Origin of the sequence: Micromonospora sp. NPDC047738, from assembly GCF_040642675.1 — a bacterium.
In the GTDB taxonomy this organism is placed as follows: Bacteria; Actinomycetota; Actinomycetes; order Mycobacteriales; family Micromonosporaceae; genus Micromonospora.
Window position 1 is genome coordinate 139870 of record NZ_JBEYSO010000011.1, and the last position, 23151, is coordinate 163020.

General features: G+C 73.5%; 19 protein-coding genes. 10 read left to right on the plus strand and 9 right to left on the minus strand.

Going from position 1 to position 23151, the window contains the following annotated elements; translation table 11 throughout:
- Window positions 1–55 precede the first annotated feature (55 nt).
- The 3 genes from ABZ783_RS19620 to ABZ783_RS19630 all read right to left on the minus strand — a co-directional run bounded on the left by ABZ783_RS19620 (window position 56) and on the right by ABZ783_RS19630 (window position 4184).
- Window positions 56–1477, minus strand: a complete 1422-nt coding sequence (locus ABZ783_RS19620; RefSeq protein ID WP_357440025.1) for a WGR domain-containing protein — start codon at window positions 1475–1477, stop codon at window positions 56–58.
- Window positions 1478–1616: 139 nt separating this feature from the next.
- A complete protein-coding gene (locus tag ABZ783_RS19625) occupies window positions 1617–2996 on the minus strand; it encodes an FAD-dependent oxidoreductase (RefSeq protein ID WP_357440028.1) in 1380 nt (459 codons plus the stop codon).
- Between the two features lie 39 nt (window positions 2997–3035).
- Window positions 3036–4184 carry a glutamate--cysteine ligase gene (locus ABZ783_RS19630; protein ID WP_357440031.1) on the minus strand — a complete coding sequence of 383 codons (1149 nt, stop codon included), beginning with the start codon at window positions 4182–4184 and terminating at the stop codon, window positions 3036–3038.
- A gap of 281 nt (window positions 4185–4465) precedes the next feature.
- On the opposite strand from ABZ783_RS19630, the gene lysX reads away from it, so the two are divergent.
- The 5 genes from lysX to ABZ783_RS19655 all read left to right on the plus strand — a co-directional run bounded on the left by lysX (window position 4466) and on the right by ABZ783_RS19655 (window position 12334).
- On the plus strand, window positions 4466–7801 hold the full coding sequence (lysX, locus tag ABZ783_RS19635; RefSeq protein WP_357440033.1) for a bifunctional lysylphosphatidylglycerol synthetase/lysine--tRNA ligase LysX: 3336 nt from the start codon (window positions 4466–4468) through the stop codon (window positions 7799–7801).
- Between the two features lie 149 nt (window positions 7802–7950).
- Window positions 7951–8241 carry a DUF6412 domain-containing protein gene (locus tag ABZ783_RS19640; protein ID WP_357440035.1) on the plus strand — a complete coding sequence of 97 codons (291 nt, stop codon included), beginning with the start codon at window positions 7951–7953 and terminating at the stop codon, window positions 8239–8241.
- A 126-nt stretch (window positions 8242–8367) separates the two neighbouring features.
- Window positions 8368–9096, plus strand: coding sequence for a membrane protein insertase YidC (locus ABZ783_RS19645; RefSeq protein ID WP_357440038.1), 729 nt, complete (start codon window positions 8368–8370; stop codon window positions 9094–9096).
- A gap of 77 nt (window positions 9097–9173) precedes the next feature.
- Window positions 9174–10586, plus strand: a complete 1413-nt coding sequence (locus ABZ783_RS19650) for a carbohydrate-binding protein (protein ID WP_357440041.1) — start codon at window positions 9174–9176, stop codon at window positions 10584–10586.
- 188 nt (window positions 10587–10774) lie between these two features.
- Window positions 10775–12334 (plus strand): cellulose binding domain-containing protein, encoded by a 1560-nt coding sequence (locus ABZ783_RS19655; RefSeq protein WP_357440042.1) that lies wholly within the window; start codon window positions 10775–10777, stop codon window positions 12332–12334.
- Between the two features lie 7 nt (window positions 12335–12341).
- Here ABZ783_RS19655 and ABZ783_RS19660 read toward each other — a convergent pair whose 3' ends face one another.
- Window positions 12342–13019, minus strand: coding sequence for a DedA family protein (locus tag ABZ783_RS19660; RefSeq protein WP_357440046.1), 678 nt, complete (start codon window positions 13017–13019; stop codon window positions 12342–12344).
- 95 nt (window positions 13020–13114) lie between these two features.
- Complete coding sequence (locus ABZ783_RS19665) at window positions 13115–13714, minus strand: DUF1349 domain-containing protein (RefSeq protein WP_357440048.1); 600 nt, start codon at window positions 13712–13714, stop codon at window positions 13115–13117.
- A gap of 77 nt (window positions 13715–13791) precedes the next feature.
- Here ABZ783_RS19665 and ABZ783_RS19670 point away from each other — a divergent pair, with 77 nt between their 5' ends.
- A complete protein-coding gene (locus ABZ783_RS19670; protein WP_357440050.1) occupies window positions 13792–15444 on the plus strand; it encodes an alpha-amylase family protein in 1653 nt (550 codons plus the stop codon).
- A 70-nt stretch (window positions 15445–15514) separates the two neighbouring features.
- Window positions 15515–16273, plus strand: coding sequence for a 3-oxoacyl-ACP reductase FabG (fabG, locus tag ABZ783_RS19675; protein ID WP_357440053.1), 759 nt, complete (start codon window positions 15515–15517; stop codon window positions 16271–16273).
- Window positions 16274–16295: 22 nt separating this feature from the next.
- Here the strand turns inward: fabG and ABZ783_RS19680 are convergent, their stop codons facing one another.
- On the minus strand, window positions 16296–16718 hold the full coding sequence (locus ABZ783_RS19680; RefSeq protein ID WP_357440056.1) for a hypothetical protein: 423 nt from the start codon (window positions 16716–16718) through the stop codon (window positions 16296–16298).
- The gene (locus tag ABZ783_RS19685) at window positions 16711–17106 is read right to left on the minus strand and encodes a hypothetical protein (protein WP_357440058.1); all 396 of its coding nucleotides are present in this window, start codon (window positions 17104–17106) and stop codon (window positions 16711–16713) included. Before ABZ783_RS19685 ends, ABZ783_RS19680 begins: the two co-directional genes overlap by 8 nt.
- Window positions 17107–17277: 171 nt before the next feature.
- On the opposite strand from ABZ783_RS19685, the gene ABZ783_RS19690 reads away from it, so the two are divergent.
- Window positions 17278–18183 (plus strand): Gfo/Idh/MocA family oxidoreductase, encoded by a 906-nt coding sequence (locus ABZ783_RS19690; protein WP_357440061.1) that lies wholly within the window; start codon window positions 17278–17280, stop codon window positions 18181–18183.
- Between the two features lie 411 nt (window positions 18184–18594).
- Window positions 18595–19380 (plus strand): ErmE/ErmH/ErmO/ErmR family 23S rRNA (adenine(2058)-N(6))-methyltransferase, encoded by a 786-nt coding sequence (erm, locus tag ABZ783_RS19695; protein ID WP_357440064.1) that lies wholly within the window; start codon window positions 18595–18597, stop codon window positions 19378–19380.
- 6 nt (window positions 19381–19386) lie between these two features.
- On the opposite strand, the gene ABZ783_RS19700 is transcribed toward erm, so the two are convergent.
- Window positions 19387–19578: a DUF2795 domain-containing protein gene (locus tag ABZ783_RS19700; protein WP_357440199.1), complete on the minus strand. Its 192-nt coding sequence runs from the start codon at window positions 19576–19578 to the stop codon at window positions 19387–19389.
- A 69-nt stretch (window positions 19579–19647) separates the two neighbouring features.
- Here ABZ783_RS19700 and ABZ783_RS19705 point away from each other — a divergent pair, with 69 nt between their 5' ends.
- Window positions 19648–20904, plus strand: a complete 1257-nt coding sequence (locus tag ABZ783_RS19705) for an erythromycin esterase family protein (protein ID WP_357440066.1) — start codon at window positions 19648–19650, stop codon at window positions 20902–20904.
- 55 nt (window positions 20905–20959) lie between these two features.
- On the opposite strand, the gene ABZ783_RS19710 is transcribed toward ABZ783_RS19705, so the two are convergent.
- Window positions 20960–23134, minus strand: a complete 2175-nt coding sequence (locus ABZ783_RS19710) for an MMPL family transporter (RefSeq protein ID WP_357440069.1) — start codon at window positions 23132–23134, stop codon at window positions 20960–20962.
- Window positions 23135–23151 lie beyond the last annotated feature (17 nt).

Sequence of the window (23151 nt, forward strand, 5' to 3'; positions counted from 1 at the left end):
GACCTGCCGATGACCGGTCCGGGAGCGGTCCCGCCCCGCCCCCGGACCGGAGCCCTCAGCGGAGGCGGCGGATGTCGCCGTACGCCCGGTAGAAGCCGCCCCGACCGGCCTCCCGCACGTCGGTGACCAGGTAGCGGGCGCCCGGCTCCCGGATGCCCTTGGGGAACTGCACCGACCAGTCCCGGCGGTAGCCGTCCGACAGCACGTGGATGCGCAGTCGGCCACCTGCCTCGACGCACTCCACCACCACGCCGGCCCGGTCGTCGGTGGTGACCTCCACCGTGGTCCAGGCGGCCGGCTCGGGCAGCCGGGTCGGGGCCTTCACGTCGACCACCTCGGGCACGCTGCCCGCCTCGGCGGCCCGGATGGCCGGCTCGCTGGCGTCGATGCAGGCCAGGTAGCCGCTGGTGGTGACCACGTAGAGCCGCTCCTCGTGGTACTGCATCGAGTACGCCGAGCCACAGCCGGTGCCGAGCTTCCACAGCCGGTTGCCGGCCGCGTCGAAGCAGTAGATCGAGGACGCGCTGTCGCCGGCGAAGACGTACCGGCCGCCCTCGGCGGTGGCGCAGGAGAAGACCGCGGCGTCGCACCGGTACGTCCGCTCGGCGCGCCCGTCCTTGCGCAGCCGCACCACCTCGCGGGTGCCCGTGCCCGCGAACACGCTGTCCCGCTCCTGCCAGCCGAAGAGCACCGCCCCGGTCCGGGTGTGCCACAGCTCCCGCCCGGTACGCCAGTCGTAGCCGGTCACCCCCTGCGAGTGGCCGTGGTAGAGCGCGTCGGTGTCACAGCGCACCATCCAGGCGGACCGGCCCCGCCCCGGCCGGCGCCAGAGGAACTCGTCCTCGTGGTCGATCGCGGCGATGCCGCCCTCGCGGTCGGAGACGCCCAGGACGCCGTCGTGGATGTCCAGCCAGTAGATGTCGATGTCCGGGGCGATCGCGTACGCCACCCGGGGCACCTTGCCGGAGAGGTCGTAGACGTTGCCGTCGTCGCAACCCGCGTAGATCCAGGCGTCGTCGGCGACGATGCACTTCACCCCGTCGGGGAGCCGGACCTGGTTCAACACCCGGGCGTCGTGACCCAGGGTGGTGATCACCCCGCGCTCGTTGCCCACCATGCAGCTCTGCCCGTCGATGAAGATGCCGAACGCGGGCGCGCCCGAGTCGTACCGCCAGAGGACCGGGGCGGTGCGGGCGGTGGAGCGGGTGCTCACGATCTGCCGGCGGGAGACCGCCCGCTTCTGGCGTACGCCCCGCACCGCCGGGGCGTACCCCTTGCGGACCTTCTCGCCGATCTTCTTCGCGGCGGCGGCCCGGGCACGGGCGTTGTCCGGGAAGGTGGTCGTCTTCACCTGGCCATCGTCGCCGATCCGGCCGTAGCGCACGGTCATCGCGGTGTCCGCCACCACGACCTCGTAGAACTTGTGCGCTCCTCCGTCCACTTCGGACAGTTCGAGGTAGGTCGTCTCCTGCGACATGGGATGCCTCCGAGGGGAAAAGGCGCCGGACCCGGCACCGCGACAGCGCGCACACGCTAACCGCGCCCCCTGACAAGAAACTTTGGGTGCAGTTGTTGTCGCTGGGACGACAACAACTGCACCGAAACCGACAGCCGCCCTACCGTTCGGCGCGGGAGAGCGCGTCGACGGCCCGGCGGGCGGCGATCAGGACCGGATCCCAGACCGGCGCGAACGGCGGGGCGTAGCCGAGGTCCAGCGCGGTCATCTCGTCCACCGTCATGCGGTTCCACAACGCCACGGCCAGCGCGTCGATCCGCTTGGCCGCCTCGGACCAGCCGACGATCTGCGCCCCGAGCAGCCGGCCGCCGGGCCGCTCGGCGATCAGCTTCACCGTCATGGGGCGGGCGCCGGGGTAGTACCCGGCCCGGTTGGTCGACTCGGCCCGTACCGTGACGAACTCGAACCCGGCCGCGGCGGCGTCCGGCTCCCGCAGGCCGGTCCGCCCCACCTCCAGGTCGCAGACCTTGGTCACCGCCGTGCCGACCACGCCGGGGAAGGTCGCGTACCCGCCGCCGATGTTGATCCCGGCGACCCGGCCCTGCTTGTTGGCGTGGGTGCCCAGCGGGATGTGCACCGGCAGGCCGCTGACCCGGTGCAGGGTCTCCACGCAGTCGCCGGCGGCCCAGACGCCCGGCACCCCGGGCACCCGCATCCGCAGGTCGGTGCGGATCCCGCCGGTCGGGCCGAGCGGCAGGCCGGCCGCTGCGGCGAGCGCCGTGTTCGGGCGTACGCCGAGACCCAGCACCACGACGTCGGCCGGGATCGGCCCCTCGGCGGTGACCACCGCGGCGATCCGCCCGTCCCGCTCCTGCAGGCCGGTGACCGTCAGGCCGCTACGGATATCGATGCCCACCTTGCGTAGGGCGGCGGCGACCAGCTCACCCATGTCGGGGTCCACCGTGGACATCGGCTGGGCGCCCTGCTCGACCAGGTCGACCGAGAGCCCGTGCTGGAGCAGCGCCTCGGCCATCTCCACGCCGATGTAGCCGCCGCCGACCACCACCGCGCGCCGGGGCCGCGGCTCGCGGTCCAGCCAGTCCAGCAGGGCCGCGCCGTCGTCGAGGGTCTGCACGCCGAAGACCCCGGCGATGCCGCCGCGCGCCCATTCGGGCTGCACCGGAACCGCGCCGGTGGCGTACACCAGGCTGTCGAAACCGGCGCGGACCTCGCCGCCGCCGTCCAGGTCGCGGGCGACCACCTCGCGGCGGTCCAGGTCGATGGCGGTGACCGCGTGCCGTAGCCGCACGTCGATGTCGAACTGCTCGCGGAAGGTGACCGCATCGCGGGCGATGAGCGCGTCCCGGTCCGGCACCAGCCCGCTGATCCAGTACGGGATGCCGCAGGCGGAGTACGAGGTGAAGTGGCCGCGTTCGAAGGCGACGATCTCCAGGTCGGCTCCGTCGCGACGGCGTCGGGCCTGGGAGGCGGCCGCCATCCCGGCCGCGTCCCCGCCGACGACGATCAGCCGTTCCGCCACGGGCCCATCCTGTCATGCGAAGATCCGGGGCGGGGCCGGTCAGCCCCGGGTCTGCCGGGCCACGTCCGCCACCACGTCGACCAACTGACCGGTACGCGCGAACACCGCCCGCTGCCGCGCCGCGCCGCTGCCGTGCCGGCGCAGTCCGCCCAGCAGTTCGGTCACCTGGTCGAGGTCCCCGTGCCGCGCCAGCTCCGGGCGGACCCGGTCGACGAGCCGGTCCAGCAGTTCCCAGGCCGGGCGCAGCTCGCCGTCGGTCAGGTCGACGCCGTCGCCCTCCAGCCCGTCGTGGGCCGCCCGCCAGTGCGCGGCGACCAGCAGGTGGTGGTCGGTGCGGATGGCCGGCCGTCCCTCGGCGACCGCCGCCAGCGCGGTCGCCACCAGGGCCCGCACCAGGGCGGCGACCAGCACCGCGTCGTCCACCGACGGGCAGACGTCGCCGATCCGCAGCTCCACCGTCGGATACTTCGCGGACAGCCGGGCGTACCAGTAGAGCATCCCCTCGTCCAGCATCACGCCACTGGCGATGAGCTGCCGGATCAGCCGCTCGTAGTGCTCGTGCGAGTCCAGGTAGGGCGTGGGCGCCACCGACGGCCAGCGTTCCCACTCGACCGAGCGCCAGCTCGCGTACCCGGTGTCCGCGCCCCTGGCGAACGGGGAGTTGGCGGTCACCGCGTGCAGGATCGGCAGCCAGGGGCGGACGCGGTTGAGCACCTGCACCCCGGCCTCCGGGTCGGGGATGCCGACGTGCACGTGCATGCCGTTGTTGCCGGGGCCGGGCACCAGCAGCTGGAACCGCTCGACCATCCGGTCGAAGCGGGGCTTGTCCACCACCGGCGGCACCGGCCCGTCCACCGGCCCGGTGCCGATGGCGAGCAGCCGTACGCCGGCCCGCTCGGCGGCGTCGGCCAGTTCGGCGCGGAGCATCCCGAGGGAGTGCCGGAGGGAGGACAGCTCCAGCCCGGGCGGGCTGCCGATCTCGATCTGGCTGGTCTGGAACTCCCGTTCCACCTGGCCGCGCAACTCCGGCGGCACCTGCTCCATCACCAGGTCGACGGCGGGCACGGCGGCGCCGGTGTGCGGGTCGACGAGCAGGAACTCCTCCTCGACGCCGACCGTCAGCAGGTCGGTCCCGCCCGCGGCGGTGCTCGGTTCCCGCTCCGCCACCGAACCACCCATCGCCACCACCGCCATCCGTCGGGCCGCGGCCTGGCGCCGCGCCGTCGACGCCCTGTTACCCAACGTGTCGGCGGCCGGAAACGCACCCTCCGGCGTGTCGCGGGGTGCGCGCCGGAGGGTGCGACCGATTTCCCGGAAAGCATGGCCTCGGCCGGCGGAATGGGCAGTCTTTCCGGGAATCTGCGCGCATCCCCGGCCCGGCTGGCCGACGTGGACGGGGCGGGGGAACGGGTTCGGGGGCCTACGATGAGGCCGCTCGACGCCCATCGCCGGCAGCGAGGGAGGCCACGTTGACCCCGAGCACCACGTCGCGGACGGTGACCGACGCCCGGCGCGCCGGCCGGGACTGGCGCGGCCAGGTGCCGCGGGGCTTCGCCACCCTGCTCTGGGTGGTCGCGGTGGTCTGCGCGCTCGCTGCGGTGAGCAGTGCCTTCCGCACCGGCATCCAGCCGGTCCGCACCGCGATCGACGCCCTGCTGGTGCCCGCGCCGGCCAACCTGGCGTACGCCGTCTTCCTCGGCACCCTGGCCTCCGCGGTGCTGCGCCGCAAGCGGCTCGCGTACTGGGTGCTGGTCGCGTACTTCAGCCTCACCCTGACGTTCAGCCTGGTGGCCGGGGGGCTGCTGCTGACCGTGGGCAGCAACGACCTCACCAACGACGCGGGTGAGCGGATCTTCGGCACCCTGGAGACGGTCGGGGTGTGGGTCGGCCTGGCCTTCGCCGCCAGCGCGCTCGCCCTGCTGCTCGCCGCCCGGCGGGAGTTCTACGCCAAGGTGCGCAGCGGCAGCGTCTGGCGGGCCCTCGGCGTCCTCCTCGGCCTGGCGGCGGTCTCCGTCGGGCTCGGCTACCTGCTGCTCCTGCTCGAGCCGGGCAGCCTGCACACCTGGTCGGACCGGCTCGGGTACGCGGTCGAGAAGGTCTTCGGTGGCGCGGTCATGGTCGACGTGACCCGGAAGGGCCAGGCCCCCGGCTGGGTCAACCTGCTGCTCGGCGGGTTCGGCGCGATCTCCTTCGTCTCCGGCCTGTTCACCCTGGTCCGCTCCCAGCGGGCGAACGCGGTGCTGCACCCCGGCGAGGAGGAGCGGATCCGCGAGCTGCTCGCCCGGTACGGCGAGCGGGACTCGCTCGGCTACTTCGCCACCCGGCGGGACAAGGCGGCGCTCTTCTCGCCCAGCGGCAAGGCGGCGATCACCTACCGGGTGGTCAACGGGGTCAGCCTGGCCAGCGCGGACCCGATCGGCGATCCGGAGGCGTGGGGCCCGGTCATCGAGGCGTGGCTCGGCCAGGCCCGCGAGTACGCCTGGACCCCGGCGGTGATCGGCGCCAGCGAGGCCGGGGCACGGGCGTACCAGCGGCACGGCCTCAAGGTGCTGCAGCTCGGCGACGAGGCGATCCTGCTGACCCGCGAGTTCGACCTCAACGGGCGCGACATGCGCCCGGTGCGCCAGGCGGTGCACCGGGTGGAGCGGGCCGGCTACACCGCCCAGGTACGCCGGCACGCGGAGATCCCTCCAGAGGAGCTGGCCCGGCTGGCGCGCCTGGCCACCACCTGGCGGGACACCGAGCACGAGCGGGGCTTCTCGATGGCGCTGGGCCGGCTCGGCGACCCGGCGGACGGCGACTCCGTGCTGGCCGAGGCCCGGGACGGCAGCGGCCGGGTGCGGGCGCTGCTGTCGCTGAGCCCGTGGGGCGCGCACGGGCTGTCGCTGGACCTGATGCGCCGGGACCGCACCGCCGAGAACGGGGTCATCGAGTTCATGGTGGCCGCGCTGCTGGAGGCGGGCCCGCGCCTCGGCGTCGAGCGGGTGTCGCTGAACTTCGCGGCGTTCCGGTCGGCGTTCGAGCAGGGCGCGCGGATCGGCGCCGGCCCGATCATCCAGCTCTGGCGGCGTACGTTGCTCTTCTTCTCCCGCTGGTGGCAGCTGGAGTCGCTCTACCTGTCGAACGCCAAGTACCAGCCGCACTGGACGCCCCGCTACCTCTGCTTCGGGGAGCGCCGGGAACTGGCCCGGGTGGGTCTCGCCGCGGTGGCCGCCGAGGGCTTCCTCGCCCTCCCCGGCGGGCGGCCCACCCCGCTGTACGGGGTGCCGCCGGCCGGGGGCGCCGTCCGCTTCGTGCCGCCGGCCGCCGCGACGGTCCGGGCCGTCCCGCCGGAGCCGGCCCCGGTGCAGCAGCCGGAGCAGGTCCGGGTACGCGTGGCCAAGCTCGACCGGCTGCGTGCCGAGGGGATCGACCCGTACCCGGTGGGCTATCCCCGCACGGTGAGCTGCGCGGCGGTGCGGGAGCGGCACGCCGGGCTGGCGCCGGACACCGGGACCGGGGAGACCGTGGCGGTGGCCGGCCGGGTGATGCTGGTCCGCGACCATGGCGGGGTGCTCTTCGCCACGGTCCGGGACGGCAGCGGCGACCTCCAGCTCATGCTCGAGCACGACCTGGACCCGTGGCGGAACACCGTCGACATCGGCGACCACGTCGGGGCCACCGGCGAGGTGTACGCCACCCGGCACGGCGAGGTGTCGGTGCGGGTCGCCGACTGGCGGCTCACCGCCAAGTGCCTGCGGCCGCTGCCGGACAAGCACCACGGGCTGGCCGACCCGGAGGCCCGGGTCCGGCAGCGCTACCTCGACCTCGCCATCAACCCCGACGCGCGGGACCTGCTGCGGGCCCGCGGCACCACCCTGCACGCCCTGCGTTCCACGCTGGCCGGGCGGGGCTTCCTGGAGGTGGAGACGCCGATCCTCCAGCGGGTGCACGGCGGGGCCAACGCCCGCCCGTTCGTCACTCACAGCAACGCGTACGACCTGCGGCTGAGCCTGCGGATCGCGCCCGAGCTGTACCTGAAGCGGCTGGCCGTGGGCGGCGTCGAGCGGGTGTACGAGCTGGGCCGGGCGTTCCGCAACGAGGGCGTCGACCACAGCCACAACCCGGAGTTCACCGTGCTGGAGGCGTATCAGGCGTACGCCGACTATCACGTGATGCGGGAGCTGGCCCGGGAGCTGATCGTGGCGGCGGCGGTGGCGGTGCACGGCACGCCGGTGGTCCGCCCGCCCGGCAGCGGCGAACCGGTGGACATCGGCGGCGAGTGGCCGGTGCGGACGGTCAACGAGGCGATCTCCGCCGCGCTGGGCGAGGAGGTCACCGCCGACACCGACCTGGCCGGCCTGCGCAAGCTCTGCGACTCCGCCGGGGTGTCGTACGACCCGCGCTGGGGGCGCGGCGCGGTGCTGCTGGAGCTCTACGAGCGGCTGGTCGAGGCGCGTACCGAGCGGCCCACGTTCTACCTGGACTTCCCGACCGAGGTGTCCCCGCTGACCCGGCAGCATCGGCACGACCCGCGGCTGGCCGAGCGGTGGGACCTGGTGGCGTTCGGGCTGGAGCTGGGCACGGCGTACACCGAGCTGGTGGACCCGACCGAGCAGCGCCGCCGGCTCACCGAGCAGTCGCTGAAGGCGGCGGGCGGCGACCCGGAGGCGATGGAGCTGGACGAGGACTTCCTCACCGCGCTGGAGTACGCCATGCCGCCCACCGGCGGCCTCGGCCTCGGCGTGGACCGGCTGGTCATGCTGCTGACCGGCCGCTCCATCCGGGAGACCCTCCCGTTCCCCCTGGTCCGCGAATCCTCCTGACCCGCCGGGGCCGGATGCCGCCATTTCGCCGACCTGGTGGGGTCGGGCCGGTGGGATGCCGCCATTTCGCCGACCTGGTGGGGCGTGGGTCGCGCCGGGTGGCCGGCGACACGGCCGGGGGCGTGACACCGGGTTCTAGGGTGGTCGGCGTGCCGGGGATTCTGGTGGCGGTGACGGGGGCGTGGGCGTACGCGCTCGCCCAGCTCACCGTGCTCGCGGACCGGCCGGCGGCACTGCTCGCCGGTGCGGCGGTGGCCGCCGCGCTGCTGCTGGCCGTCCTGCTCGCCGCCCGGGTCGGGGTGCTGCCCGAGCCCGGCGCACGGCACGCCACCGCCCTGCGGGCCCGCGCCCGGCACCGCCGGGTGCCTCGCCAGGTCGACCCGGACGCTCCCGGGCGGCCCCGCCCCCGAGCGCCCGGCCTGCGCCCCTCGGCCGCGTAGCGCGTCACCGCGTCGGGACACCGGCGCGGGCCACGAAATCCGTCACGCGGCCGGTTCCGTCGTCATCCGTCCCGCCGGGACGCGTCGTCCCGTCGGGGCATCCGGAATCGGACCGAGGGGTTCCCCATGCTCGCCTTCGCACCACTGCACACCGCGGCGTCCGCCGCCGCCACCGTCGTCACCTGGCTCGCCGACACGCTGGTCCCGCTGACCGGCGGGGCCGCCACGGCCGCCGCGATCGTCCTGTTCACCATCGGGGTCCGGCTGTTGATCTCGCCGCTCACCGTGGCACAGGTCCGCGGGGAGCGGCGCCGCGCGGCGCTCGCCCCCGAGGCCCGCGACCTCCAGCGGCGGTACGCCGACGACCCCGCCCGCCTGCAGAGCGAACTCTTCGCGCTCTACCGGCGGGCCGGGGCCAGCCCCGTCGCGGGCTGCCTCCCGGCGCTGTTGCAGGCGCCGTTCTTCCTGGTGATGTACCGCCTCTTCGCCACCGGCGACGGCAGCACCACGTTGCTCCACGAGCGACTGGCCGGCGTACCCCTGGGCTGGCACCTCGGGGACGGGCTCTCCGCTCCGGTGGTGGCGGTCTTCGGGGTGCTGCTGGCGGCGCTGCTCGCGCTGGCCTGGTGGTCCTCGCGGCGGGCCCGGCGGGCGGCCACGGTCGCCGGTACGCCAACCGAGGGGCCCGGCGCCGTGCTGGGTCGGCTGCTGCCGTTGTTGCCCTACACGACGGTGCTGGTGGCGCTGGTGGTGCCGTTGGCTGCGGTGCTCTACCTGGTCACCACCACCGGCTGGACCGCGCTGGAGCAGGCGGTGCTGCGCCGGCCGCAGCCGGCAGGCATCGACGTGCATTGACAAATGCGGGGACGGGCGCGTAGAAATCGCACTCAGAGAGCGCTCTCTGGCACCCGTCCCCGCAGAGAGGCACCCCGATGAACCCAGTCCCGGCGGCGTCCGCCGCCCCCTCCGCCGTGCGCCCGTCGCGCCGACGGCTCGCCCTGGCGGCCGTGCTCGCCACCACCACCGCGCTGGCCACCGTCTCGCTGACCGCCCAGGCCGCCGTCCCGCCGCCCCCGTCCGGCTGGAGCCTGGTGTGGAGCGACGACTTCACCGGTGCGGCCGGCACCCTGCCCTCGTCCGCCAACTGGATCATCGACACCGGCACCAGCTACCCCGGCGGTCCGGCCAACTGGGGCACCGGCGAGATCCAGACCTACACCTCGAACACCGCCAACCTCAGCCAGGATGGCGCCGGCAACCTGCGGATCACCCCGCTCCGGGACGGCGCCGGCCGGTGGACCTCGGCCCGGATCGAGACGGTCCGGACCAACTTCAAGCCGCCGGCCGGGGGAGTCCTCGCCCTGGAGGGGCGGATCCAGATGCCGAACGTCACCGGCGCGGAGGCGGCCGGCTACTGGCCCGCGTTCTGGGCCCTCGGCTCGCCGTACCGGGGCAACTACCAGAACTGGCCGGGTGTCGGCGAGTTCGACGTGATGGAGAACGTCAACGGGATCAACTCGGTCTGGGGGGTGCTGCACTGCGGCGTCGCCCCCGGCGGGCCGTGCAACGAGTTCAACGGCATCGGCGGCTCCCGGGCCTGCCCGGGCAGCACCTGCCAGTCGGCGTTCCACACGTACCGCTTCGAGTGGGACGCCTCGGTCAGCCCCCAGCAGCTCCGCTGGTACGTCGACGGCCAGCTCTTCCACACCGTCACCCAGACCCAGGTCGGCGAACCGTACTGGGGGCAGATGACCAATCACGGCGGCTACTTCCTGCTGCTGAACGTGGCGATGGGGGGCGGCTTCCCGAACGGGGTGGCGGGCTACGCCACGCCCACCTCGGCCACCGTCTCCGGCCGGCCGATGCTGGTCGACTACGTGGCCGTCTACACCCGGGGCGGTGGCAACCCGCCACCGACCACCCCGCCGCCGGGCGGCACGGTGGACGCGTACTCGACCATCCAGGCCGAGGCCTTCAACGCCCAGAACGGGGTGCAGGTGGAGGCGTGCGCCGAGGGTGGCCAGGACATCGGCTGGCTGAGCAACGGTGACTGGGCCCGCTACGACAACGTGGACTTCGGCGCCACGCCGCCGCGGGACTTCGTGGCCCGGATCGCCTCCGGCGCGCCGGCCGGGGTCAGCGGACTCGTCGAGGTCCGGGTGGACAGCCCGACCAGCGCGCCGATCGGCAGCTTCGCGGTCGCCAACACCGGCGGCTGGCAGAGCTGGCGCTCGGTGCCGGGCAACGTCGGCCCGGTGACCGGCCGGCACACCGTCTACCTGACGTTCAGCAGCGGCCAGCCCGCCGACTTCGTCAACGTCAACTGGTTCACCTTCCGTCGCTGACCGGAAGCAGGGGCCCCGTCCGCACGCCGCACGCGTCGGAGGGGGCCCCTCCCGACGTCCCGGATTTCCTCTGGACAGAAACAGTTAACAGTCTTAATAATGGGCGCAGACGTCGACGGTCATGGATACCCTCCACGCCGGTCCGCGCAGGCCGGCACCCCCCACCACAACGGTCCCTGGAGGACGCCGTGAGACTCCGTTCCGCCCGGGTGGCGACGTTCGCCGCCGCGCTCGCCGCCGCTCTGGTAGCGGCCACCGTCGTGGCCGCGCCACCCGCCTCCGCCGCCACCGCCGCCTTCGTCCGCGTCACCAGCTGGGGCAGCGGGTACGAGGCGAAGTTCACCGTCAAGAACGACAGTTCGGCCAGCATCTCCTCGTGGAACGTCCAGTTCGACCTGCCCGCCGGCAGCACCGTCGGCGCGTTCTGGGACGCCCTGATGACCACCTCCGGCCAGCACGTCACCGCCGTCAACCAGTCCTGGAACGGCACCCTCGCCCCGGGGGCCAGCACCACCTTCGGCTTCAACGTCAACGGCAACGGTGACCCGACCAACTGCACCGTCAACGGCGGTCCGTGCACCGGTGGCGGCGGCAACCCGGGAGCCCCGGCCACACCGGGCGGCCTGCGGGTCACCGGCACCACCAACACGTCGGTCTCGCTGGCCTGGAACGCGGTCTCCGGCACGGTCACCGGCTACCGGGTGTACGAGGGCACCAGCGTGAAGGCCACCGTCACCGGCACCTCGGCCACCGTCTCCGGCCTGGCCGCCTGCTCGGCGCACAGCTACACGGTGACCGCCTACAACGCCAACGGGGAGTCGGCGAAGTCGGCGGCCGTGTCGGCCAGCACCACCGGCTGCACCGGCGGGGGCGGCGCGATGGCCGCCGCGCCCTACCTCTACCCGGGCTGGGGTGACCCGCCCGCCCCGTCGACGGTGATGGGCGCGACCGGGATCAAGTGGTTCACCATCGCGTTCGTGCTCTCCGGCGGCGGCTGCACACCGGCCTGGGACGGCAACGGCCCGCTCACCGGCGGCACGCACGCCAGCACCATCGCCGCGATCCGGGCGGCCGGCGGTGACGTCATCCCGTCCTTCGGCGGGTGGAGCGGCAACAAGCTCGGCCCGAACTGCTCCTCGGCCAGCGCGCTGGCCGGCGCCTACCAGCAGGTGATCAACGCGTACGGGCTGAAGGCGATCGACATCGACATCGAGAACAGCGACGAGTTCGAGAACGAGGTGGTGCAGGACCGGATCCTCGGCGCGCTGAAGATCGTCAAGCAGAACAACCCCGGCATCAAGACGATCGTCACCTTTGGCACCACCACCTCCGGGCCGTCCTGGTGGGGCACCCGCCTGATCAACCAGGCCGCCGCGCTCGGTGCCAACATCGACACCTTCACGATCATGCCGTTCGACTTCGGCGGCGGGGCGAACATGTACCAGAACACGGTCAACGCGGCCGAGGGGCTGAAGAACGCGCTGAAGACGGCGTTCGGTTGGTCCGACGCCACCGCGTACGCCCACATGGGCATCTCCGGCATGAACGGCCTCTCCGACCAGCAGGAGCTGACCTCCCCGGCCACCTGGACCCAGATCCGGGACTGGGCCAAGGCCCGCGGGCTGTCCCGGTTCACCTTCTGGTCGGTGAACCGGGACCGGGCCTGCCCGGGCGGCGGCGTGGTCTCCAACTGCTCCGGCATCGCCCAGAACACCTGGGAGTTCACCTCGATCACCGCGAGGTACTGAGCCGCGGTCAGCGGCCGGCGGTCACCGACTGCCGGCCGCGCCGCGCGCGGCGGCGGCGACGACGGATCCGCTTCGTCGCCCAGCTCGCGATCATGATGCCGAAGACCGCGAAGATCGCGTAGTTGAACCAGCTGCTGTACCGGTCGACCTGCTGCCAGCGGGAGCCGAGGGCGAAGCCGAGCCCGACGATCAAGGCGTTCCACACCCCGCTGCCCAGCGTGGTGAGCAGCAGGAACTCGCCCAGGGGCAGCCGGTTGGCCCCGGCCGGGACGGACACCAGGCTGCGCACCACCGGCACCAGCCGGCCGACCAGCACCGCCCACCTGCCGTACCGCTCGAACCAGCGGTCGGCCTTCTCCAGGTCGTCCCGGTCCACCAGCGGGACGTGGTCCAGCCAGCGCTTCAGCCGTTCCTCGCCGAGCGCCGCGCCGAGCCAGTACAGCAGCACCGCGCCGAGCAGCGACCCGGCGGTCGCGGCGAGCACGATCAGCACCACGTTGAACCGGCCCTCGGCGCAGAGGTAACCGGCCATCGCCAGCACGATCTCGCTCGGGATCGGCGGGACGACGTTCTCCAGGGCGACCAGCAGCGCCACCCCCAGCGCGCCCATCGAGTCGAGCACGCCCGCCACCCACCCGGTCAGCCCGGTGAACTGGTTCGGGTCGACGTTCCGGGCGAGAGCCATCGCCGTCCTTTCGCCGGGTGCCGGGGGATCCGAGGTTGGTACCCCGGCGGCCGTCCGTCACACCTGCCGGTGACCTGCCCCACCGGCGGCCGGGCTCAGCCCTCCGGGTGCAGGGCGGCGTCCGCCGGGCCCCGCCGCCATCCGGTGAAGCGGACCACCAGGCCGCCCCGGCTCGGCGAGCAGCAGTACGGCCCGGCCGACGCCTCGGCCACCGGGTCCAGCGGGGCCACCCGGACCAGCCGCCACGGCTCCCGCGCCACCCGGGCCCGTACGGTCAGCGCGTCCCCGGCCCGGCTGACCCGGACCGTCACCTCCCGCCCCGACCACTCCGGCACCGGGGCGACGGACCAGTCCGACCGCTCGTCGGTGACCACCGCGCCGACCTGCGGCTGGCCGTCGCTGACCTCCACTCCCGCCTTGGCCCACCGCCGCTCGTCCACCCGGACCAGCACCCCCGCCTGGTCGAACTGCGCGGCGTAGTCGAGCCGGAAGCTCACCTCCACCGCACTGTCCACCGGGAACGGTGCGAGCAGCGCCGGGCCGTCGTCGTGCACGAATCCGTAGCTGGTCCGCCGCCAGAAGTCGCTGCCCGCGCGCGGCTCGACCAGCAGCCCGTCGGCCGACTCCGCGGCCCGGACGGGCGGGTTCAGCCAGGTGCCGGCGGACCAGTCGACGGGGTGGGTGTCGGCGCTCATGCCGGCACCGTACCGGCGGGGCGAGCCCGGCGGGACCCGGGTTTGCCGGACCGGCGGAGCGGAGAAGTAAGCCGGGCATGGGCGACAGGTGGTATCAGGAGGCGGTCGTCTACTGCCTCGACATCGACACGTTCGCGGACTCCAACGGTGACGGGGTGGGCGACATCCGGGGCCTCCTCGGCCGCCTGGACTACCTGGCCCGGCTCGGCGTGACCTGCCTCTGGCTGCACCCGATCCACCCGTCCCCGCGTCGGGACGGCGGCTACGACGTCACCGACTTCTACAACGTGGACCCGGGCCTGGGCACCCTGGGCGACTTCGCCGAACTGCTGCACCAGGCGCAGAACCGGGGCATCCAGGTGATCATCGACCTGGTGGTCAACCACACCTCGGACGAGCATCCCTGGTTCCAGTCCGCCCGCTCGTCGCCCGACTCGCCGTACCGGGACTGGTACGTCTGGTCGGACAAGGAGCCGCCGGACCGCTACCAGGGCATGGTCTTCCCGGGTGAGCAGAACGAGACGTGGAGCTACGACCGGACCGCCAAGGCCTGGTACTACCACCGGTTCTACAAGTTCCAGCCGGACCTCAACATCGCCAACCCGGAGGTCCGCGCCGAGATCAAGAAGATCGTGTCGTTCTGGCTCCAGCTCGGCGTCTCCGGATTCCGGATGGACGCCGTCCCGTTCATCATCGAGCTGACCGAGCCGGGCAACCCGGACTCGCCCAAGGACATGGACTTCCTCACCGAGCTGCGCCAGCACGTGCAGTGGCGGCGGGGCGACGCGATCCTGCTGGCCGAGGCGAACGTCGAACCCGACCAGCTGCCGACGTACTTCGGGGACAGCGGCGGCTCGGCCAACCGGATCCACATGCTCTTCGACTTCATGCTCAACGGTCGGCTGATGCTCGCCCTGGCCCGGCAGGACCCGGAGCCGGTGATCGAGGCGCTGCGGGACACCCCGGCCCTGCCCGAGGGCGGGCAGTGGGCGACCTTCCTGCGCAACCACGACGAGATCGACCTGTCCCGACTCACCGCCGAGCAGCGCAACCAGGTGTACGAGCAGTTCGGCCCCGACGAGGACATGCGCCTCTACGGCCGGGGTATCCGCCGCCGCCTCGCCCCGATGCTCGGCAACGACCGCCGGCGCATCGAGTTGGCGTACGCGCTCCAGTTCTCGCTGCGCGGCACGCCGGTGCTGCGCTACGGCGAGGAGATCGGCATGGGCGAGGACCTGTCGCTGCCCGGCCGGGAGGCGATCCGTACCCCGATGCAGTGGTCGTACAAGGAGAACGCCGGCTTCTCCACGGCCGACCCGGAGAAGCTGGTCCGCCCGGTGGTCGACAAGGGCGAGTACGGCTACCAGAAGGTCAACGTGACCGCCCAGCGCAGGGACCCGAGGTCGCTGCTGGGCTGGTTCGAGCGGATGATCCGCACCCTCCGGGAGGCTCCCGAGATCGGCTCGGGCAGCACCACCCACATCGACGTGCCGATGCCACCCGGGGTGCTCGCGCACCGCGCCGACGGTTCGACTGGGACCATGGTGTTCCTGCACAACCTCGGCACCGAGGACGTCGAGGTCGACCTGAGCATGCTCGCCCCCGAGGCGGACCTGCCGATCGACGTGCTCGCCGACCGCAACTACGAGGAGGTCGGCAAGCTGGACCGGCTCAAGCTCGCCGGCTACGGCTACCGGTGGATCCGGATCTGCCGCGGCAGGGGCCTGTGACGGCCGGACCGGCGCCGCATACCCCTGGGTTAAGCTCCTTCGATCGAGCCCAAGTTACCGGGAGGTAATCATGTCGGAGGAGCCCCGCGTCGCCATCGTGACCGGAGCCGCGCGCGGCATCGGCGCGGCCACCGCCCGTCGGCTGGCTGCCGACGGCATGACCGTCGCGGTGGTCGACATCGAGGAGTCGGCGACCAAGGAGACGGTGGACGCCATCGTCGCCGCCGGCGGCCGGGCGCTGGGGGTGGGCGCCGACGTCTCCGACCGGGCCCAGGTGGAGGCCGCCGTCGAGCGGGTCGCCGTCGAGCTGGGGGCGCCGACCGTACTGGTCAACAACGCCGGGGTGCTCCGGGACAACCTGCTGTTCAAGATGACCGACGCCGACTGGGACACGGTCATGGGCGTGCACCTGCGGGGCGCTTTCCTCTTCAGCCAGGCCGCCCAGAAGCACATGGTCGAGCGGAAGTGGGGCCGGATCGTCAACCTCTCCAGCACCTCGGCCCTGGGCAACCGGGGCCAGGCGAACTACGCCGCGGCCAAGGCGGGCCTGCAGGGCTTCACCAAGACCCTCGCCATCGAGCTGGGCCCGTTCGGGGTGACCGTCAACGCGGTCGCACCCGGTTTCATCGTCACCGACATGACCGCGGCCACCGCGGCCCGGATGAAGGTCGACTTCGCGGCTCTGCAGCAGCATGCCGCCGCCGAGATCCCGGTCCGCCGCACCGGCCGGCCGGAGGACGTCGCGCACACCATCTCGTTCCTGGTCAGCGAGGGCGCGTCGTTCGTCTCCGGTCAGGTCATCTACGTCGCCGGCGGTCCCAAGGACTGACCCTCCGACGCGTCCCGCCCGATCAGGGGCGGGACGCGTCGCGGCGGGTGCGCCAGAGCCAGTACAGGCCGAGGATCGGCAGGACCAGCGGGATGTAGCCGTAGCCGCTGCCGAACCCCGACCAGACCGTCTCGTCGGGGAAGAGTGCCCGGTCGGCCAGGCTGAGGATGCCGACCGCGACCACCCCGACCAGCTCCACCGAGCAGCAGGCCAGCGCGACCCGGCGGCCGGCGTGCCCGGCCCGGGCCAGCCCGACCGCGGCCACGATGTAGATCAGCGCGGCCACCGCGGAGAGCAGGTACGCCACCGGCGCCTGGTCGAACTTGGTGGCGATCTGCAGGCCCGCCCGCGAGGTCGCGGCGATGGCGAAGAGGATGTAGACGGCGATCAGCAGCCGCCCCGGCCCCCGGTTGGTGGTGCGCTCGGGCACCTGGGTCTCAGCCACCGACGACCTCCCAGGTCTGCTGCAACCGGACCACGACCACCGGGGTGACCAGACAGACCGCGCAGACGATCGCCGAGCCCCAGCGGGTCGGCTCCATCCGGGCCAGCACCCAGGCCAGCGGCGGCAGGCAGACCAGCGTCACCAGGTAGCCGAAGAAGGCGCCCGGCTCGCCCGGCCGCTCACCGCCGCCGAGCGCCACCAGCGCCAGCACGGCGAGCGCGAGCAGCGCCACCTCCAGCACCGCCAGGCCGACGAACTGGAGCCGGTCCGGCGCCCGGTGGCGCAGCGCGGCCACCAGCGCCCAGGCCGCGACAACGAGCGACAGCACGATCGCGGCCGTCGCGAGGATCCCGTCCACCGGCGAGCCGGCCGCCGCGGCGCTGGTCATCGGCGCCCTCCCGGCGCAGTCCGAGTCACCGGCACAGACTACTAAGCGTCGTAGTAACCACCGTCGCCCGGCTCTCCCATCCGGTCGGGGGCCCGCCGACTCCGCCGGACGACTAGCGTGGATCACGGCCACGGGCGTACGCCGTGGCGGACGACGAGGGCAGGGGGACCCGTGGTGCGGTTCGGCTTGTTCGGCACCGGTCACTGGGCGGCGGAGACGCACGCCGCGGCCATCGACGCGCACCCACGGGCCGAGCTGGCCGGGGTCTGGGGCCGGGACCCGGCGAAGGTCGCGGCGCTGGCCGACCGGCACGGCGTACCGGCCTTCGACGACGTCGACGCGCTGCTCGGCGCCTGCGACGCGATCGCCGTCGCGCTGCCGCCGGACATCCAGGCCGAGATCGCCGTCCGGGCCGCCGCCGCCGGGCGGCACCTGCTGCTCGACAAGCCGCTGGCGCTGAGCCTCGCGGAGGCGGACCGGGTGGTCGCCGCCGCGCAGGCGTCCGGCGTGGCCTCGGTGGTCTTCTTCACCCAGCGGTTCCACCCGAACGTCACCGGCTTCCTCGCCGCCACCGCGGCGGCCGGCGGCTGGCAGCACGCCCGGGCCACCATGTTCGCGTCCATCTACCAGCCGGGGAACCCGTACGGGAACTCGCAGTGGCGGCGGGACCGGGGTGCGCTGTGGGACATCGGGCCGCACGCGTTGTCGCTGATCCTGCCGGTGCTCGGCCGGGTCGCCCGAGTCGCCGCGATGGACGGCCCGAGCGGCCTGGTGCACCTGCTGCTCACCCACGACGGCGGCGCCACCAGCTCGCTCTCGCTCACCCTGGAGGCGCCGGCCGAGGCGGTGACCCGGGATTTCGTCTTCTTCGGCGAGAACGGCACCGAGACCGTCCCGCCCGGCGACGGGAGCGCGCTGCAGGCGTACGGCACGGCGATCGACCAGCTGCTGGAGGAGGTCGAGGCGGGCACCCGGGACCACCGCTGTGACGTCCGGTTCGGCCGCGAGGTGGTGGCGGTGCTGGCGGCCGCCGAGCGGGCCCGCACCGAGGGGCGCACCGTCGAACTGCCCGCCTGACCGGGCACGCGGCGAAACCCGGTCGACCGGGTGGCTTGCCCTGGCTACCCTCGCCGCATGGCGCACGCCCTGATCAACGTGGCCGGCACGCCGGCCGCCTGGGCCCCGATGCTGGTGGCCCGTCCGCGGACCCGGCGTCCGGCCCCGGCCGGCCGGAACGCGATCCGCTGCTGACCGCTCGCCGGCGACTCCCTCGAGGGCCGCCGGCGATGACCTCACCCCGCCCTACCGACCCGCCCCGCGCCGTGCCCGGCGCCGGGAACCGCCGGTCGGGAGGTGGGTGCTGACCGCGTACCGCCCGTGCCGTGGGCCGTCCGAGTCCCCATCCGCTCGGACAGGCCCGATCGCCGGCTGCCCGCCGGCCGCCTGTCCGTCCCGTCGCCGATCGGCGACAGACAGGACGACGACGCCATGGCGCCCCGACCCACCGAACGCGACCGGTCCCGTCGCGTGCTCTCCCAGAACTTCCTCGCCGACCCGGCCGCCGTCGCGCGGATCGTCCGGGCGGCCCGGCCCGACCCGGACGTCCTCCTCGTCGAGGTGGGCGCCGGCCGGGGCCGGCTGACCGTGCCGCTGGCCACCCGGTGCGGGCGGCTGGTCGCGTACGAGATCGACCCGGTGGCCGCCGCGGACCTGGCGGCGGCCTGCGCCGGCCTGCCCCGGGTGGTGCTGCGCCGGGCCGACTTCCTCGCCGCCGCGCCGCCCGCCGAGCCCTTCGACCTGGTCGGCAACATCCCGTGGTCGCTGACCGCCGCGGTGGTCCGCTGGTGCCTGGCCGCCGACCGGCTCCGCGCGGCCACCCTGCTCACCCAGCGGGAGTACGCCCGCCGGCGCACCGGCCACGGCGGCCGGTGGACCCGGCTGACCATCCTGACCTGGCCCGAGTACGCCTGGCGGTCGGTCGGCACGGTGCCCCGGACGGCGTTCCGCCCGGTGCCGCGGGTCGACGCCGGCATCCTGCGGATCGAGCGGCGACCGGAGCCGCTGCTGTCCCCCGCCGAACTGCCGGCCTATCGGCGGCTGGTGGAGGTCGGTTTCGGCGGGGTGGGCGGCTCGCTGGCCGCCTCGCTGCGCCGGCACCACCCCCGGACCCGGGTGGACGGCGCGCTGCGTGCTCTCCGGCTGCCGCCCGAGACGCTGGTCGGGGCGGTCTGGCCGGAGCAGTGGCTCACCCTGTTCCGGCTGCTGCGGGTCTGACCCGGCTCAGGTGAGCGTTTTCAGCGCGTCGGCCAGCTCGGCGGGGGAGTCGAACTCCTCCGCCGGCAGGGCCTTGATCAGCTGCAACGTCTCGGTGCTGGCGCCGTTCTCCTGGCACCAGCGGACCAGGTCCTCGCGGGAAACCGGGTAGTCGAGCCCGGCCAGGAACTCCTGCAACTGCACCCCGGTCACGGTCATGTCCGCGGCTACCCGCTCCACCGGCAGGCATGCCGGTTTGCCCGACCGGGTCCCCGGGTAGCCGCGGGCATGCTGGTACAGCGACTCGGCGCGCCGAGCGACTTCGACCCGCTGGTGGACAGCGTCCGGGACGCCCGGATCGTCATGATCGGGGAGGCGACGCACGGCAGTTACGACTACTACCGGCTGCGTGAGCAACTGACCCGGCGGCTCATCGCCGAGCAGGGCTTCGACTTCGTCGCGGTGGAGGGGGACTGGCCCGACTGCGACCGGGTGCACCGCTCGGTGGTGGCCGCCCCCGGCGGGCTGGCCGATCCGCAGACCGCGCTGGAGCGCTTCGAACGCTGGCCCACCTGGATGTGGGCCAATGCCGAGGTGGCCCGCTTCTGCCGCTGGCTGCGGGCCTGGAACCTGGAGCGCGCCGAGGGGGACCGGGCCGGCTTCCACGGGCTGGACGTCTACAGCCTGTGGGAGTCGATGCAGGCGATCTTCGACTACCTGGGCGAGGAGGAGCCGACCTCGCTGGAGGCGGCGCAGGAGGCGTACCGCTGCTTCGAGCCGTACGGCAAGCGGGTCGAGGAGTACGGCACGGCCAGCCGGTTCGTCTCCGCCCGCTGCGAGGAGGAGGTCGTCCGGCTGCTGGCGCGTACCCGGGAACACGCCGCCGCGGACGGCGCGGACCGCTTCTCGGCCTGGCAGAACGCGGAGGTGGTGGCCGGCGCGGAGCGTTACTACCGGGCGATGGTCGGCGGCGGCCCGGAGTCGTGGAACGTCCGCGACATCCACATGGCTGACACCCTCGACCGGCTGCTCGACCACTACGGCCCGGCCTCCCGGGGCATCGTCTGGGCGCACAACACCCACATCGGCGACGCCCGGGCAACCGACATGGCGGCGGACGGGATGGTCAACATCGGCCAACTCGCCCGCGAGCGGCACGGCGGGGACGCGGTGACGCTGGTCGGCTGCGGCAGCTACCGGGGCACGGTGATCGCCGCGCCGCGCTGGGGCTCACCGGCGGAGGCCATGGTGGTGCCGCCGGCCCGGGAGGGCTCGGTGGAGCGGCGGCTGCACGAGCTGATGCCGGAGCGGGCGGTGCTGGTCTTCGGCGGCCCCGACCAGCCGGAGTGGGTGACCGGGACGGCCGACCACCGGGCCATCGGGGTGGTCTACGACCCGAGCTTCGAGTCCTGGGGCAACTACGTGCCCACCCGGCTCGGCGAGCGCTACGACGCGTTCATCTGGTGCGACGAGGCCACCGCCCTGCACCCGCTGCCGGCGCTGAGCGCACCGGGCGAGATGGAGACCTACCCGGCCGGGGTCTGACCGGCCGGGTAGGTAGGCGCCCCTCGTTGTCGCCGGGGCGACAACGGCCCGTTCCTCACACGCCGGCGGGCTCGCGCTCGGCGAGGTGGGCGCGCAGGCCCTCGCCCTCGACGTCCACGTTCGGCAGGATCCGGTCCAGCCAGCGGGGGATCCACCAGGCGGCGGTGTCGAGCAGCGACATCACCGCCGGGACGACGGCCATCCGGACCACGAACGCGTCGATCGCGACCCCGATCGCGAGCGCGAAGCCCATCGACTTGATCACCGGGTCGTCGAGGAAGACGAAGCCGCCGAACACCGAGATCATGATCAGCGCGGCGGCGGTGACCACCCGCGCGCCGTGGCCCATCCCGTTGATGGTCGCCTGCCGTGCGCTGTCTCCGTGCACGAAGTCCTCGCGCATCCGGGAGACCAGGAATACCTCGTAGTCCATGGCCAGGCCGAACAGGATGCCGATGAGCAGGATCGGCAGGAAGCTGACCAGCGGACCGGGGGTGTCCAGCCCGAGCAGGCCGGCCAGGTGGCCCTGCTGGAACACCGTGACCGTGATGCCGAAGGTGGCCGCCACGGTGAGCAGGAAGCCGAGCGCCGCCTTCACCGGCACCAGGACCGAGCGGAACACCAGCATCAGCAGCAGCACCGACAGCCCGACGACCAGCAGCAGATAGACCGGGAGGGCGGCGGAGAGCTTCTCGGACACGTCGATGCCGATCGCGGTCGCGCCGGTCAGCAGCACGTCCGCGTTCCGGATGCCGCTGACCTGGTCGCGGATGTCGTGCACCAGGGTCTCGGTGGCCTCGTCGGTCGGGCCGGTCTTCGGGATGACGCCGAGCAACGCGGTTTGGCCGGTCGGGTCGAGCTGCGGCGGGGCCACGGCCAGGACGCCGCGCGTCTTCTGGACCAGCGCGGTGACCTGCGGCACGGCGGCCTGGGTGGCCTGCGGCGAGTCGGCGGTGACGACCACCGCGAGGCGCCCGGTGAAGCCGAGGCCGAAGCCCTCCTGGATCAGGTCGTTGTTGACCCGGGCCGGGGTGCCCTCGGCCGCGGTGGCGGCGTCCGGCAGGGACAGGCGCATGTGCTGGGCGGGGAGCGCGAGCAGGCCGAGGCCGATCAGGCCGACCAGGATGACCGGGATCCGCAGCTTCGTCACCCAGCGCGCCCAGCGGAACCCGAAGCCCGAGCGGTTCTCGCCGGCACTTGAGGCGACCACCTCGCGGTTGCGCAGCTTGCGCGGCAGTACCTTGCGGCCGGCGAAGCCGAGCAGCGCCGGGGCCAGGGTGATCGCGACCAGGACGGCCACCGTGACCGTGCCGGCGGCGGCCAGGCCCATCACGGTGAGGAACGGGATGTTCACCACCGCCAGGCCGGCGAGCGCGATGACGACGGTGGCGCCCGCGAAGACCACGGCGGAGCCGGCGGTGCCGACGGCCCGACCGACCGCCTCCTCGGGGGAGTGCCCGTCGAGCAGGTTCTGCCGGTGTCGGGAGGTGATGAACAGTGAGTAGTCGATGCCGACCGCGAGGCCGAGCATCAGCGCCAGGATCGGCGCGGTGCTGGTCAGCTCGACCGCGCCGCTGAGCGCGTACAGGCCGGCCATGCCGACGCCGACGCCGATCAGCGCGTTCAGCATGGTCATGCCGGCCGCCACCAGCGAGCCGAAGGTGACGATCAGGACGATTGCCGCGACCAGCACACCGAGCGCCTCGGTCGAGCCGACCTCCGGCTCGCCGTTGAGCACCTCACCGCCCGGGGCGACCTGCCACCCTTGCGCCTCGGCCTGCGCGCCGACCTGCTCGTACGCGGTGCGCTGGGCGTCGGTCACCTCGTCCGCCCGGCCCTTGAACTGCACCTGGATCAGCGCGTACCGACCGTCCGGGCTCAGCGCCTGCACCTGATACGGGTCGACCGCGCCGACCACGCCGGGCAGGGCGGCCGCCTCCTCGGTGACCTGCTTGACCACGGCCTGCCCGTCGGGCGTGCCGAGTTGGCCGGCCTGGGGTGCCTTGACGGCGATGGTGCCGGTGGCCCCGCTGGCCGCCGGGAACCGCTCGGCGAGCAGGTCGATCGCGCGCTGCGACTCGGTGCCCGGCATGCTGAAGTTGCTCGCCGTCGAGCCCTTGAGGGTCAGCGCGGCGGCCCCGAGGCCGACGAGTACGACGAGCCAGACGACGGCGACGAGTCGCCGGCGGCGCAAGGATGCCCGGCCGAGCCGGTAGAGCAGGGTCGCCATGAGGTTTCCTTGTCCTC

Coding starts and splice junctions, on each gene's coding strand:
- erm (WP_357440064.1), top strand. CDS start 18,595: ATGGCGCCCCGACCCACCGAACGCGACCGGTCCCGTCGCGTGCTCTCC.
- ABZ783_RS19700 (WP_357440199.1), bottom strand. CDS start 19,578: ATGACCGTGACCGGGGTGCAGTTGCAGGAGTTCCTGGCCGGGCTCGAC.
- ABZ783_RS19685 (WP_357440058.1), bottom strand. CDS start 17,106: ATGACCAGCGCCGCGGCGGCCGGCTCGCCGGTGGACGGGATCCTCGCG.
- ABZ783_RS19645 (WP_357440038.1), top strand. CDS start 8,368: ATGCTCGCCTTCGCACCACTGCACACCGCGGCGTCCGCCGCCGCCACC.
- fabG (WP_357440053.1), top strand. CDS start 15,515: ATGTCGGAGGAGCCCCGCGTCGCCATCGTGACCGGAGCCGCGCGCGGC.
- ABZ783_RS19650 (WP_357440041.1), top strand. CDS start 9,174: ATGAACCCAGTCCCGGCGGCGTCCGCCGCCCCCTCCGCCGTGCGCCCG.
- ABZ783_RS19665 (WP_357440048.1), bottom strand. CDS start 13,714: ATGAGCGCCGACACCCACCCCGTCGACTGGTCCGCCGGCACCTGGCTG.
- ABZ783_RS19620 (WP_357440025.1), bottom strand. CDS start 1,477: ATGTCGCAGGAGACGACCTACCTCGAACTGTCCGAAGTGGACGGAGGA.
- ABZ783_RS19660 (WP_357440046.1), bottom strand. CDS start 13,019: ATGGCTCTCGCCCGGAACGTCGACCCGAACCAGTTCACCGGGCTGACC.
- ABZ783_RS19705 (WP_357440066.1), top strand. CDS start 19,648: ATGCTGGTACAGCGACTCGGCGCGCCGAGCGACTTCGACCCGCTGGTG.
- ABZ783_RS19710 (WP_357440069.1), bottom strand. CDS start 23,134: ATGGCGACCCTGCTCTACCGGCTCGGCCGGGCATCCTTGCGCCGCCGG.
- ABZ783_RS19670 (WP_357440050.1), top strand. CDS start 13,792: ATGGGCGACAGGTGGTATCAGGAGGCGGTCGTCTACTGCCTCGACATC.